Below are 12,715 nucleotides of genomic sequence, written 5' to 3'. Positions count from 1 at the left end.
TCCCTTCGTGAACACTTTCATCATAGCAAAACAACGAGTTGCTAGCAATAGTTACGTACGAGGAGAGACGAGGATCTCATAACCATCCTCAATTTCTTCAATCCAAGCCTTCTTAGGTGAACGAATTAACTCTTTTACATAAATCAAGTCAATGACACACATGCCACAATGGTATGCAAAAAGTAAGATGAAGTAGTGAGCGAACTCTGGGAATATATAGATTCCTAGTAAAAACACAGTGGATAGCACTAAAAACGGCAATAACAATGCAAAAATGAATCGACTTTTTCCAATCGGTTCACAAATTTTAATCATAAACATTGGAATCACACCGAAGTGCATAGATTTTTTTAATTTCACACGCCCATTTAAACGAGAGAGGGGAATGTAATGCAACAACTTGTGCACAGGATATACTGCTAAAGATGAAGCAACAAAGATGATGAAATATTCACTAGAACGCGTGCTTTCACTTACAAAAGACAGGCCAATATATGCGAATGAAAAAATCAAGAAAACAATAAAAGATGAAATTAAAAACAAACGGTCATAGCCGTACTGACGGCGGATATTAATGCTTTTCCAGCATTGCATGTAAAACACCCCTAAACTGATAGTTCAAGAGTTTACAATACGATGTTTCACCAATTAATTCAAGAGGGAAATTGTAAATTATTTGATGGCGCTTTCATCTTTTTCGTCAAAATCGAATTCATGTTCAATATTTGCAAGTGATCGTTCGAAAATATCCATGAAATCATCCCCGTAAATATTGCGTATGACTGCCATCATATCCATAAATTCTGGGAAGCGACCGTAAAGTTGTTTGATAGGAAGAGAACCTTCAATGACTGAATGGGAAGTATTGTGATAATTCTCATACATTTCTTCTAACAAGTTTGCGCCTTTTTCTGTAACGGTAACATAAGTGTTGCGCTTATCGTCTTCTCTTTTTGAAAAAGCTAAAAGTTCACGTTGCTCCAACTTTTTCGAGAAGTTAAATGCCGTAGAAACATGCATCACACCGAACTTCGCTATATCAGAAATTGTGGCACCTTTTAAATGATAAGCAATCCACAAAATATGGTGCTCATTGATATTCAAGTCGTATGGTTTGATCCAAGTTTGCCAATCTTTTTCAACAGCTTTCCAGAGTGCTTTTGACAATTGACCAAGTCGCTGACTAAAAATCATTGCTTCTTTTAGAGAATAATTTTGTGACATAGGGTTCGCCACCTTTTCTTATTGGATTGGGAAGAAGACTTTGTGCATTTGGTTATGTAGTGAGTGGATTCTGTAGTTCTTTCTAGTATAACAACTGAGAGGAATAAACGGAAATATAGGAGTATAATATTATGATGATAAAAATAAAAAGCATCTTCTCTTATTAAAAGAAAGAGAAAATGCTTTTTGATGTCAACCAGCCTTATCGGATTTTTTTGCCGGTAATGCTTGCTGAATTTCATCCATTGATTTTTGAATGGCCTCAAGGTCTTGTTGAATTTTTGCTTGAATGGGTGCAGTTTCTCGTTGCCACGTATCCACGCTTTCCTTCATTCCTTGTAAAGCATCCGGTGCCACTTCTTTCGCTGACGTGATCAATTGTTGCAATGCAGTTTTCATTTCTTGAAAATGTGTCTTTACCTCATTTAAATCGTATTTAACAGTGGTTGAAGTAGCACGAAGCTGACTACGCACTTCAGGCCCGCTTTTAGGAGCAGATAATAAAACGGCTGTCGCTGAAACGGCAGCACCTGTAAGTAGGCCCCAAACAAAACGACTTTTATCCATGGAATGTCCCCGCCTTCCAAACTATGTAGTTGTTTAAAGTATACCAACATACCTATGTATATAAACATAATACCATATAAATTAAAAAACCCTCCACCGTATACGGGGGAGGGAGTACGTATTATGAATTAGCTACAGATGTTCGCAAAGTTGAACGTTTCAATGTCTGCTGAACAATCGGATAGATGACCACAAATGCAATTGTATTTAATGCAATAGCTGGCAGAACGACACCAAGATACAGTGCTCCGAATGGAACGTCCGCGCCCATAATGAAAATTGCACTTGCTAAGAAAATTGCTCCTGAAAGTGCTGTTCCTAAAGCTGTGATAACTGCTTGCGCGGCAAGCTTTTTAGCGAATCCTTGAATAGCGACTGCAACTGCGAAAAACACTAATGCTGTAATGAATTTGTCGATTACGTTTGGTAGGAAGCCTCCTGGGAATGTTGTAAATAATCCAGAAAGAATTCCAGTTGCAAGACCGACTACTATTGTATGTTTAAGATTTAAAGAAAGTAAAATCGTGATGAACATCATCGTAAGTAGAAAATCGGGCTTCATTCCTCCGTTAATCCCTGGGATCACAAGGTATAAAACAGTCCCTACTCCTAATAACATTGCGGATAATACTAAGTTTTTTGTATTCATTTTTTTCTCTCCTCTGCTATGTCTAAACTCGTACTCTCCTTGTATGCACTCATTGCTACAAGCGAAAGCTTATTGATTAGTATACAACATTCATCTAATAGTGCAATAGATAGAGTTTATATATTTTCAGATAATTCAGTAGCAAGTGCCTGAATCTTCTCGAGTGGGTATTCTTTTTCTTTCGTTCTCCATGTTGCTTTAAATCCATCTGTCTCATCATAACGAGGAATTAAGTGTAAATGGAAATGAAAAACGCTTTGTCCTGCAGGAGCTCCATTATTGTTTAATAGGTTCATTCCTGCCGGATGGAAGGTTTTTTTCAAAGCTGTCGCAAGTTTTGGGACCACTCGAAAGAGATTTGCTGCTTGTTCTTCTGAAAGGTCGTAAACAGATTCTTTATGTTCTTTTGGAATCACAAGAATATGGCCTTTAGTAAGCGGCATAATGTCCATAAAAACAAATACATGGTCATCTTCATAAATCTTCGTACTCGGGATTTCACCAGAAATTAATTTGCAAAAAATACAATCTGACATCGTGAACACTCCTTTTCGTATGACTAGTTGTAGTTTACCATATGCTAGAATGAGATAGAGCAAGATGCTAAATTGAAATGTGAAAGGGGTCACTTTGATGTCACTCTTAAAATTAGATAAAGTAACGGGCGGCTATTCCAAAAAAGCAGTTATCCATAACATTTCCTTTACTGTTGAACCGGGGGAACTGGTCGGACTGATTGGCTTGAACGGAGCAGGGAAAAGTACAACGATTAAACACATTATCGGATTATTACAACCTCATTCGGGTGAGATATCCATCAATGGTCATACGATTTCAACGCAATCGGAAGCCTACCGTAAATCATTCACATACATTCCTGAAACACCTGTATTATATGATGATTTAACACTGCAAGAACATCTTGAGTTAGTTGCCCTTGCTTATGAGATTGATGAAGACCAAGCAAAACAGCGAGTGGACGCTTTATTAGAAGAGTTTCGTATGCAAAAGCGATTAAAATGGTTCCCTACGCATTTTTCTAAGGGAATGAAACAAAAAGTGATGATTATGTCTGCTTTCATGGCGAATCCTGCACTCTATATTATTGATGAACCGTTTGTAGGTCTTGATCCACTAGCAATTCGAGCTCTTTTAAATCAACTTGAAACGCGCAAACAAAATGGAGCGGGTATTCTTATGACGACACACGTTTTAGCAACTGCTGAAAAGTATTGCGATAAATTGATTCTTCTGCACAACGGAAAAATTCGAGCAGCAGGTACGATGGAGGATTTACGAAAAGCTCTAGGAATGCCCGGGGCGAGTCTGGATGACTTGTATATTGCGATGACTGAGGAGCAAGAGTATGCGTAATTTACAGTCACTTTATGGCCAACGCTTTCAAAGCTACTTCCTCGATATCCAAAAGTACATGCAATTTATTATTTCCGGTCACATCGCAATCGTTCTATTATTTGTTATCGGTGCAGCAGGTTACTCCTATAGCGAGTGGTTGAAAACTCCGCCTGAAGGGTTTCCTGTATTTTTGGTAGCGGCTAGTTTATTAATGCTCGTTGTCGTGCCTAATCGGCCCGCCTTGTTATTAAAGCAAGCCGATCACTATTATTTACTTCCAATGGAAAGTAAACTACTGTTCTATTTGAAACCTGCTTTGCGTTGGTCAGTCACCATTGTCGTCATTCGTGCACTCGTCGTAACAGTCGTGTTACTACCATTGCTTACGCGTGTCGGTGAACTCGAAACGTCTATGCTTCTTGCTCTAGGGGGAGTGGTGGTAGCGGCGAGTTACTGGAATGTGCACACGAAATTTCATGTACTATGGGGTAGACCGGATGCTTTGCTATTAGATTTTTTCGTACGTGCACTCCTGTTGTTTGGTATTTTTTATTTTCTACTCGTGGGCAATCTAGTATTGTTCATTGCTTGTTTGGGACTAGCCGGAGGATACTTCCTCGCTACGAAGAAAATGGCTATGACTCCATTCCCGTTTGATCGAATGATTGATTTTGAACAACAACGGATGCAACGCTTCTATCAATTTGCAAATTATTTTACTGAAGTGCCACATGTACGCAGTAAAGTATCCCGCAGAGCGTGGGCAGATGGGATTTTGACGAAAAAAGATTTACACAGCTTCTTAATCACCCGAAGCTTCATCCGTAAAGATGAATTGTTTTATATGTGGATACGCCTTGCCCTGTTAGTAATTGTATTCCCATTTCTTTCATTTTCGTATGTGGTGGCAGGTTTGATGGTCGTTTTTACATTTGCGATTGCAATCCAAACGTACCAAGGCCTGTTGTTTAACCAATTGTTTCGGATGGATATGTTATATCCGCAAACACATCTCACAAGGTCACAAGCTGTCAGCCGTTTTGTGCGAATTGTGAGTTATAGTCCACTGGCAATCAGCCTTCTTGTTGCACTGTCGCAACATCCTCCAATTTTTGGGGGGCTTGGGGCACTTGCAGCTGTGGTGTCTGTAGAATGGTATTTACTACGTAAAAAGAAGCAGCCTTAATCGGCTGCTTCTTCGTCGTTTTTCGTACGGTACGTTTGTGTATAAGGCGAACTTGTGAAAATGTTTTGTTTAGCTGCCAACGTTTCGAGTGACGTAAGGTGGCGGTCTGCCCATTGTTTATAACTTGAAGGACCTGACCACTGGGAAAGAATCAAATATGTGTCGGCTTTTTTAGGGCGTAATATTCGAAGCGCAAACAATCCAGGTTCATTCGTCACACCTTGCATCATTTGCTGAGCAGCATGTTCAAACACTGGCCTTCCTTCATCTGTAACAGGAATGTGGTAGAAGTAAAAGTAACCTTTCTCTTCAAAAGTGCCGTGACTCGCAAGTACTTCGTATGAACGAGGTGTTTGAAATTTTGTTTTGCCAGTTGTTTCATGAATGAGAAGTGTACCGGATGAGCCGTATAAAACGTGCATCGATTCCGAACTGTATTTCTCCTGAAGCTTTATCATAAATTCTGGTGTTCCGGACGTTGTATAAAAATTAGTCATATATGTACCCCCTGTGGCTAGTTTTACTTTAGTATTTCCCATTGTTCACAATTTGAAAACACTTTCGCTTGATAGAAAGGCAATTCTATGACATTTTGCCTCGAAATCTATACAATAGATGAGAGAAGTTCTAAAGTAGTAGATAGACTAATTGTGTAGGGAAGGAAAGACTTCAATGAAAATTACAAATGACACGCTATTGCGTGCAGCACGTGGCGAAAAAGTAGAGCATACACCTGTGTGGTTTATGCGACAAGCTGGCCGATCGCAGCCCGAATATCGTGAAATCAAGAAGAAGTATTCGTTAGAAGAAATTACGCGTCAACCTGAGCTTTGTGCATACGTCACAAAACTTCCTGTAGATAACTACAACGTAGATGCAGCGATTTTGTACAAAGACATCGTGACACCACTTCCTGGTATGGGTGTAGATGTTGAAATCAAAGCGGGTATCGGACCAGTCATCTCCAATCCGATTCGCTCTGTGGCGGATGTTGAGAACCTTCAACAGTTTGATCCGGAGACGCATGTACCGTTCGTGTTAGAAACAATTGAAATGCTAACAAAAGATCAGCTGACAGTGCCTTTAATCGGATTTGCGGGTGCACCATTTACATTGGCAAGTTATATGATTGAAGGTGGACCTTCAAAAAGCTACAACAAAACAAAAGCATTTATGGTCAGTGAACCACAAGCTTGGTACGCACTGATGGAAAAGCTTGCGGATATGATCATTATAGATATTAAAGCGCAAGTAAAAGCGGGTGTTAGTGCCGTTCAAATCTTCGACTCATGGGTAGGGGCATTGAATGTAGAAGATTATCGTCTTTACATTAAACCTGTTATGACACGCATCTTTACGGAGTTACGTGAAACAGGTGTGCCACTGATTACATTCGGAGTTGGCGCAAGTCACTTGGCTAACGAATGGCATGATCTACCTGTCGATGTTGTAGGGCTTGACTGGAGATTATCCATTGAAGAAGCCCGTCAGCGCGGGATTACAAAAACGGTTCAAGGAAACTTGGATCCATCGTACTTGATCGGCTCTTGGGATGAAGTTGAAAAACGAGCACGACGTATCGTAGAGCAAGGGGTCGCTCATCCTGGCCATATCTTCAATTTAGGCCACGGTGTATTCCCAGAAGTTGATCCAGACGTTTTAAAGCGACTAACAGATTTGGTTCACACATATAGCCGTGAATTGATCTCCCAAAAATCGAATTGAGGTGTCTTTGATGAAGAAAAAAGTTGGATTACTAGTCATGGCGTATGGCACGCCTTATACAGAAGCAGATATTGAGCGTTATTACACGCATATTCGTCACGGGCGTAAGCCGAGTGAAGAGGCGCTAAACGACTTAACAGAACGTTACCGTGCGATTGGTGGTATTTCTCCTTTAGCAAAAATTACAGAAGACCAAGCAAAAGCAATTCATGAAAAAATGAATGCTTCACAAGATGAAGTAGACTACGTATTATACATTGGGTTGAAGCACATCGAACCATTCGTAGAAGATGCAGTGGAAGCAATGGCAAAAGACGGTATTAAAGAAGCCGTGTCAATTGTATTAGCACCTCACTTCTCGACATTCTCTATCAAGTCATACAATGGCCGCGCAAAAGAAGAAGCGGATAAATATGGCATTGCTATCAAATCTGTAGAAAGTTGGTACGATGAGCCAAAATTCATCGAGTACTGGAATCAAAAAATTTCAGAAACGTTCAATGCGATGTCTGAAGAAGAGCGCGCGAAAGCTGTTTTAGTCGTGTCTGCCCACTCGCTACCTGAAAAAATCTTGGCAAATGGTGACCCATACGCGCAGCAACTTGAAGAAACAGCACGTTTGATTCAACAAGCAACAGGTGTTGAGAATGTTGAAGTCGGCTGGCAATCGGCTGGACAAACTCCTGAGCCATGGATTGGACCAGATGTTCAAGATTTAACAGAAGAGCTCTATGAAGAAAAAGGTTACCGAAGCTTCGTCTACACGCCGGTTGGTTTTGTAGCGGATCACCTAGAAGTTCTTTATGATAACGACTACGAATGTAAAGTTGTTTGTGATCGATTAAACGCAAATTACTACCGTCCAGAAATGCCAAACACGCATCCTCTATTTATTGAAGCGGCAGTTGATGCAGTAAATAAAGTGTTAGCAAAGTAATCTGATACAGGAAGAGATGAATGAAATGGCTGAGAACAGAAAAAAAGTGGCTATTATTGGTGGGGGGATTACGGGTCTTTCGGCTGCCTACTATCTGCAGAAGCAGTGCCGTGAACAAAACTTACCAATCGACATTTACCTGATTGAAGCCAGTTCACGCTTAGGCGGAAAGATTCAAACGGTTCGCAAAGATGGTTTTACAATCGAACGCGGGCCGGATTCCTTCCTTGAACGCAAAAAAAGTATGGGAATTCTTGCACAAGAGCTTGGTATCGCGGATCAACTGGTCCACAATGCAACCGGACAATCGTTTGTTCTTGTGAATGATCAATTGCATCCGATACCTGGTGGTTCGATTATGGGTATTCCTACTGAATGGAAGCCATTTGTAACAACTGGACTTTTCTCATGGAGTGGTAAACTCCGTGCAGCAGGTGACCTCGTGATGAGTAGATCAGGTATAGAAGAAGATCAACCACTTGGTACGTTTTTCAGACGTCGTTTCGGTTCAGAAGTAGTTGAAAATTTAGTTGAACCATTGTTAGCTGGAATTTATTCTGGAGACATTGATAAACTCAGTCTTCACGCAACGTTCCCTCAGTTCTACGAAGTAGAGAAAAAACATAGAAGTTTAATGCTTGGTATGAAAAAGACACGTCCTGCTTCCTCGACTCCACAAGCTGCTAACCGGAAACCACAAGGGATCTTCCAGACATTTAGTGGTGGACTTCAGTCGATTGTAGAGGCACTTGAAGATGCCTTGACAGATGTCACTATTCTAAAGGGCTCAAAAATTCAAGGGGTTCATAAGCTATCGGATGATCAATTGAAACTTGTGTTTACAACGGGCGACAACTTGATAGTAGATAGTGCCATATTCACGTTGCTTCATCACCAACTCGCAGAGATATTTGAAGACCATGGCATCTTACAGCATTATGATGAAATACCGCTATCTTCAGTGGCTACTGTTGCTATGGCATTTTCAAAGTCCCAAGTAGTGCAAGAAAAAGAGGGAACAGGATTTTTGGTGTCACGAAAAAGTGACTATGCGATCTCGGCTTGTACATGGGTCAATAAAAAATGGCCGACTTCAGCCCCAGAAGATAAAGTCTTGTTAAGGAGTTTCGTTGGCAAGTCTGGTGACGAGTCCATCGTCGAATTGCCAGACCATGAAATCGAGCAAATTGTCCTTCAAGACTTACGAAAAGTGATTTCCATAACGGGAGAACCAGAATTTACAATTGTGACACGCTACCAAAAGGCAATGCCTCAATACTTAGTTGGTCATAAAGAGCGTTTACTAAAAGCAAAAACCGAGCTTGCAGCGCATTTTCCAATGATTCAATTGGCAGGAGCGTCGTTTGAAGGGTCTGGGTTACCGGACTGTATCGATCAAGCAATTCGTGCAAAAGACCACGTCCTGGACTATTTAAAACCACATCTAACTTAAGGTGTGGTTTTCTTCTGTTTAAAATTGGTCATGTGGATTTCAAACATTTTTCACACTTTCCCAGTACATTAGAAGGCGAGGTGACAGGATGAGAAGACTTTTTGTGTTGATTGTATTACTAATTCTAGCCGGTTGTTCATCTTCCTACCCGGGGATGACTGCTTCTGAAGAACCAACAATTTTAGTTTATAGTCAGCTAGATGCAACACTGTCGTCGTACTCAGAACAATTAAAGTTGGGACAGACTTGGGAGCTAGAACGAGCCTATACCGGAATGATTTTGTTGCCTGAAGATCAGATTTTATTTTACGGGTACGGGCTCGATACAGCTGGAATTTACAACTTGAGAACAGGTGAACTACTTGCAGAGGTCGAGACTCCTGAAGGGACAGTCGGTGGTTATAGCGATGCATACGGCTTTTACCTAGCTAATAGTCAAACAAATACTGTTACCATCTATGATTTTACATTTAACGAAATCAAACAAATTCAAACAGGTAGGTATCCGATGTCGATAACGTCCCAGGATGCTATGCTCTACGTCGTCAATTATCAAGATGACCATTTGACACTAATAGACCAAGTGCAATGGGAGATACATGATGAATTTTCAATTCCACGTGCTTCTCAAGGCGTCAAAATTCACAACGATTCAATTTACATTGGGGGCCATGGCAGCGGTTCTGAAGTGAATACGAAAGTTATACAGTTGGACAAAGAGACGGGGGAAGTTGTTACTACTATTGAAGCACCGATTATGCCGATTTCCTTTATAACGCATCAAGACGAACTGTACACATTGAGTCATGGAAGTAATCAATTATATAGATTAGATGAACAATCGGTAACTGATGAAATGGAAGTAGCATCGAATCCATTTGCAATGGGGGCGTCACAAGAGTTTATTTATTTGGCGGGGTATGACGATGATACACTGTACAAAATAAACGAGATGGAAGTCGTCGATTCTATTCCTACAGGAGACGGTCCATTGCAACTTTTACTCTGGGAGGGATCAAAGTGACAACTGTATTAATCGTAGATGACGAGCAGTCCATGCGAAGGTTGCTTGACCTCCAACTTACTCAAAAAGGATACAATGTTGTTACTGCTTCAAGCGGAGAAGAGGCTTTGCATCTTCTTAAGTCCGTGCGTATAGACTTAGTCGTAGTGGACGGTATGATGCCTGAAATGGATGGATTTGAATTGAGTCGAAAAATCCGTGAAATTTCTGAGACGCCTATTGTATTTCTGACAGCACTAGATGATCGGGAATCGTTACTTAAAGGATTTGAGAGCGGTGTGGATGATTATGTGACAAAACCGTTCGATAGTGAAGAACTGCATGCGCGCATTCAGGCGATTTTAAAACGTTCAAAAGTGGAATCGATGAATGGACATGAGCTTTTCCGCTCGGGCCTTCATGTGAATATAGAATCGAGATCCGTGACAATGGACGGGGAGAAAAAGCAGTTGACACTAAAAGAGTTAGAACTTCTAATACTTTTGATGAAAAGTGAAGGACGAGCCTTTAGCCGGGAAGAATTACTGACTCATATTTGGGGAAGTCATTACGAAGGAACTACACGTACAGTAGACACACATGTCAAAACGTTACGTTTAAAACTAGGGTCTCCTGCTGATCAGTTTATACACACGGTTTGGGGGATCGGCTACAAATTCGAGGTGATGGAATGAAGCGTTTATCCACGAAAGTGTGGGTGCTCTTTGTAATTATTTCAGCTCTATCGATTGGTATCATTACGATTCTTTCCTATTATTTTTATGAATCGATCTATGTAGCGGAAGTTCAACAGACACTAGAGCAAGAAGCAACTAACTTTGCAGTAGTAGCAGATGGCACAGTAACAGACGCCTTTATTGAAGAAGTAGATGCCTACAATCAGTATGCCACTACGGAAATCTTTGCTGTACGAAACCCACGTGAATTAAGCGCTTGTCTACCGTTTGAAATTGATTATGATGCATTGATTTCAGGAGAGGATCGTCAGCGATTGGTTAATGGGGAAGTAGTTGTGAAAAGGGGCTATCAAAGCCGCTTTGATCGAGACGTATTAAGTGTCATTTATCCAATCAAAGAAGACACGCGGCTGAATGGAATTCTATATTCCTATGTTCCGCTTTCTCCCATCCGTGATTTCTTACAGAGCCATCTTGTTTTAGTGGGTGTAAGCGGAGGTTTATTGTTTATTTTGTTCGCTTTTATAAGCCGCTTTATTCTCCTATCTGTCTTAAAACCACTACATGATTTGCAGAAAGCTACTGAAGACTTTGCACAAGGAAATTATGGTGTACGCGTAGATGTGCATTCATCAGATGAGATTGGGACGTTGAGTACGACATTTAATCAAATGGCAGAAGCAGTTGAAACAGAAGACCGACGTAAGAAGCAATTTCTCGCGACAGTCTCTCATGAGTTGAGAACACCCCTAAGCTCACTTGTGGGCTATAGTCAATCTTTGCAACAGGGATCTTTAGATGCACAGCATTATCCAGAAGTCTTTCAGTTACTGGCATCTGAATCGGCTCGAATGAAGCGGTTGACAGAAGATTTACTAGCTGTCGCACGTAATGAAGATCGGGTGCTGGCGAAAGAGCCGTTGGTAGCAGCTGAACTTGTTCATCAAACTGTTCGTATAGTAAAACAAAAAGCAGAGCAACGAACTATATCGTTACTAGTTGAACTGGATGATTCCCTCATCATTGAGGCAGAGGAACAGGCTATGATGCAGATTCTTGTCAATCTAGTGGATAATGCAATCGCATATAGCATAGAGGGCAAAAGTATTCACATACGTCTGACTAGCAGACAAAATGAAGCGATTTTTGAAATCGAAGATGAAGGGGTGGGCATAGCGCCCAACCATTTGCCACATATTACAGAAAGATTCTATCGAGTGAATGAAGCGCGCACCCGGTCTGATGGAGGATCTGGATTAGGGTTAACAATTGTCAAACAACTCATAGAGGCGTCTGGCGGGAAGTTAGAAATCTTTAGTGAACTAGAGAAAGGGACTACTGTAAAAGTAACGGTTCCCCTATGGAAGGAAGAGAAAGCATGAAGAAGTTTTTAGTCATTGGAGCCATTACGCTGGCACTAGCAGGCTGTTCAAATGATGCGCACGAGGGGATGCATGAACCTTCACTAGAAGTAGTGGAAGTTGAAGTGTTAACAAATAAGCAACTAGAGCCTGGTGAACAAGTTACTTTGTCTGCTCGTGTCACGCAAGAACAGCAAGCGGTGAATGATGCAGAAGAAGTGAAGTTTGAAGTATGGGAGTCTGGTTTGCGCGATCAAGGTACTACCTTGGAAGGTGAACTAACAGAAGATGGCGTTTACGAAGTCGCGTATACATTTGAAACAGAAGGCGTCTATTACATGTTTGCGCACACAACAGCTCGCGGTATGCACGTCATGCCGAAGACAGAGTTCATCGTAGGAGACCCAGATATGTCAGAAGTGTTGGAAGATAACTCAACCGATACTATGGACCATGAAGAAGACCATAATGACCATAAGTAAAAAAATCCGGGTACCTTGTCTAGTTTAAGCAGGGTACCCGGTTACTGTTTCGTATTCATTTTGATAAATCTCCT

At 41.0% G+C, this 12,715-nt stretch carries 15 protein-coding genes; 9 read left to right on the top strand and 6 right to left on the bottom strand.

Going from position 1 to position 12,715, the window contains the following annotated elements:
• Positions 1-51: 51 nt before the first annotated feature.
• The 5 genes from AB5N96_RS10770 to AB5N96_RS10750 all read right to left on the bottom strand — a co-directional run bounded on the left by AB5N96_RS10770 (position 52) and on the right by AB5N96_RS10750 (position 2,976).
• Positions 52-594 (bottom strand): DUF3267 domain-containing protein, encoded by a 543-nt coding sequence (locus AB5N96_RS10770; RefSeq protein WP_499705500.1) that lies wholly within the window; start codon positions 592-594, stop codon positions 52-54.
• Between the two features lie 78 nt (positions 595-672).
• Positions 673-1,224, bottom strand: a complete 552-nt coding sequence (locus AB5N96_RS10765) for an HTH-type transcriptional regulator Hpr (protein ID WP_499705499.1) — start codon at positions 1,222-1,224, stop codon at positions 673-675.
• Between the two features lie 192 nt (positions 1,225-1,416).
• Entirely contained in the window at positions 1,417-1,791 is a 375-nt protein-coding gene (locus tag AB5N96_RS10760; RefSeq protein WP_204588818.1) for a YtxH domain-containing protein, read from the bottom strand.
• Positions 1,792-1,912: 121 nt separating this feature from the next.
• Positions 1,913-2,440: a tryptophan transporter gene (locus AB5N96_RS10755; RefSeq protein ID WP_204588819.1), complete on the bottom strand. Its 528-nt coding sequence runs from the start codon at positions 2,438-2,440 to the stop codon at positions 1,913-1,915.
• Between the two features lie 116 nt (positions 2,441-2,556).
• A complete protein-coding gene (locus AB5N96_RS10750) occupies positions 2,557-2,976 on the bottom strand; it encodes an HIT family protein (RefSeq protein WP_204588820.1) in 420 nt (139 codons plus the stop codon).
• A gap of 94 nt (positions 2,977-3,070) precedes the next feature.
• Between AB5N96_RS10750 and AB5N96_RS10745 the strand changes: the two genes are divergently transcribed.
• Together AB5N96_RS10745 and AB5N96_RS10740 are read left to right on the top strand one after the other, a co-directional pair.
• Complete coding sequence (locus AB5N96_RS10745) at positions 3,071-3,814, top strand: ABC transporter ATP-binding protein (RefSeq protein ID WP_239584734.1); 744 nt, start codon at positions 3,071-3,073, stop codon at positions 3,812-3,814.
• Positions 3,807-4,982 (top strand): ABC transporter permease, encoded by a 1,176-nt coding sequence (locus AB5N96_RS10740; protein ID WP_499705498.1) that lies wholly within the window; start codon positions 3,807-3,809, stop codon positions 4,980-4,982. Before AB5N96_RS10745 ends, AB5N96_RS10740 begins: the two co-directional genes overlap by 8 nt.
• On the opposite strand, the gene AB5N96_RS10735 is transcribed toward AB5N96_RS10740, so the two are convergent.
• Complete coding sequence (locus tag AB5N96_RS10735) at positions 4,979-5,479, bottom strand: antibiotic biosynthesis monooxygenase family protein (RefSeq protein ID WP_204588823.1); 501 nt, start codon at positions 5,477-5,479, stop codon at positions 4,979-4,981. The genes AB5N96_RS10740 and AB5N96_RS10735 overlap by 4 nt on opposite strands.
• Before the next feature lie 175 nt (positions 5,480-5,654).
• Between AB5N96_RS10735 and hemE the strand changes: the two genes are divergently transcribed.
• The 7 genes from hemE to AB5N96_RS10700 all read left to right on the top strand — a co-directional run bounded on the left by hemE (position 5,655) and on the right by AB5N96_RS10700 (position 12,641).
• Positions 5,655-6,707, top strand: a complete 1,053-nt coding sequence (hemE, locus tag AB5N96_RS10730; RefSeq protein ID WP_499705497.1) for a uroporphyrinogen decarboxylase — start codon at positions 5,655-5,657, stop codon at positions 6,705-6,707.
• Positions 6,708-6,714: 7 nt separating this feature from the next.
• Positions 6,715-7,644 carry a ferrochelatase gene (hemH, locus tag AB5N96_RS10725; RefSeq protein WP_499705496.1) on the top strand — a complete coding sequence of 310 codons (930 nt, stop codon included), beginning with the start codon at positions 6,715-6,717 and terminating at the stop codon, positions 7,642-7,644.
• Positions 7,645-7,669: 25 nt separating this feature from the next.
• Complete coding sequence (gene hemY / locus AB5N96_RS10720) at positions 7,670-9,097, top strand: protoporphyrinogen oxidase (protein WP_499705495.1); 1,428 nt, start codon at positions 7,670-7,672, stop codon at positions 9,095-9,097.
• Between the two features lie 88 nt (positions 9,098-9,185).
• Entirely contained in the window at positions 9,186-10,121 is a 936-nt protein-coding gene (locus tag AB5N96_RS10715; protein WP_499705494.1) for a YncE family protein, read from the top strand.
• Positions 10,118-10,795, top strand: a complete 678-nt coding sequence (locus AB5N96_RS10710) for a response regulator transcription factor (protein ID WP_499705493.1) — start codon at positions 10,118-10,120, stop codon at positions 10,793-10,795. The genes AB5N96_RS10715 and AB5N96_RS10710 overlap by 4 nt, the downstream gene beginning before the upstream one ends.
• A complete protein-coding gene (locus AB5N96_RS10705; RefSeq protein ID WP_499705492.1) occupies positions 10,792-12,180 on the top strand; it encodes a sensor histidine kinase in 1,389 nt (462 codons plus the stop codon). Before AB5N96_RS10710 ends, AB5N96_RS10705 begins: the two co-directional genes overlap by 4 nt.
• A complete protein-coding gene (locus AB5N96_RS10700) occupies positions 12,177-12,641 on the top strand; it encodes a FixH family protein (RefSeq protein ID WP_204588829.1) in 465 nt (154 codons plus the stop codon). Before AB5N96_RS10705 ends, AB5N96_RS10700 begins: the two co-directional genes overlap by 4 nt.
• Positions 12,642-12,715 lie beyond the last annotated feature (74 nt).

Source organism: Chryseomicrobium imtechense (assembly GCF_041475995.1).
In the GTDB taxonomy this organism is placed as follows: Bacteria; Bacillota; Bacilli; order Bacillales_A; family Planococcaceae; genus Chryseomicrobium; species Chryseomicrobium aureum.
Note: the sequence above shows the minus strand (reverse complement) of the source record. Positions and strands in the feature narration are given on the sequence as shown.

What these genes read in the sequence shown, in the direction of transcription:
- AB5N96_RS10770 (WP_499705500.1), bottom strand. Translation starts at nt 594, where the DNA reads ATGCAATGCTGGAAAAGCATTAATATCCGCCGTCAGTACGGCTATGAC.
- AB5N96_RS10765 (WP_499705499.1), bottom strand. Translation starts at nt 1,224, where the DNA reads ATGTCACAAAATTATTCTCTAAAAGAAGCAATGATTTTTAGTCAGCGA.
- AB5N96_RS10760 (WP_204588818.1), bottom strand. Translation starts at nt 1,791, where the DNA reads ATGGATAAAAGTCGTTTTGTTTGGGGCCTACTTACAGGTGCTGCCGTT.
- AB5N96_RS10755 (WP_204588819.1), bottom strand. Translation starts at nt 2,440, where the DNA reads ATGAATACAAAAAACTTAGTATTATCCGCAATGTTATTAGGAGTAGGG.
- AB5N96_RS10750 (WP_204588820.1), bottom strand. Translation starts at nt 2,976, where the DNA reads ATGTCAGATTGTATTTTTTGCAAATTAATTTCTGGTGAAATCCCGAGT.
- AB5N96_RS10740 (WP_499705498.1), top strand. Translation starts at nt 3,807, where the DNA reads ATGCGTAATTTACAGTCACTTTATGGCCAACGCTTTCAAAGCTACTTC.
- AB5N96_RS10735 (WP_204588823.1), bottom strand. Translation starts at nt 5,479, where the DNA reads ATGACTAATTTTTATACAACGTCCGGAACACCAGAATTTATGATAAAG.
- hemE (WP_499705497.1), top strand. Translation starts at nt 5,655, where the DNA reads ATGAAAATTACAAATGACACGCTATTGCGTGCAGCACGTGGCGAAAAA.
- hemY (WP_499705495.1), top strand. Translation starts at nt 7,670, where the DNA reads ATGGCTGAGAACAGAAAAAAAGTGGCTATTATTGGTGGGGGGATTACG.
- AB5N96_RS10715 (WP_499705494.1), top strand. Translation starts at nt 9,186, where the DNA reads ATGAGAAGACTTTTTGTGTTGATTGTATTACTAATTCTAGCCGGTTGT.
- AB5N96_RS10705 (WP_499705492.1), top strand. Translation starts at nt 10,792, where the DNA reads ATGAAGCGTTTATCCACGAAAGTGTGGGTGCTCTTTGTAATTATTTCA.
- AB5N96_RS10700 (WP_204588829.1), top strand. Translation starts at nt 12,177, where the DNA reads ATGAAGAAGTTTTTAGTCATTGGAGCCATTACGCTGGCACTAGCAGGC.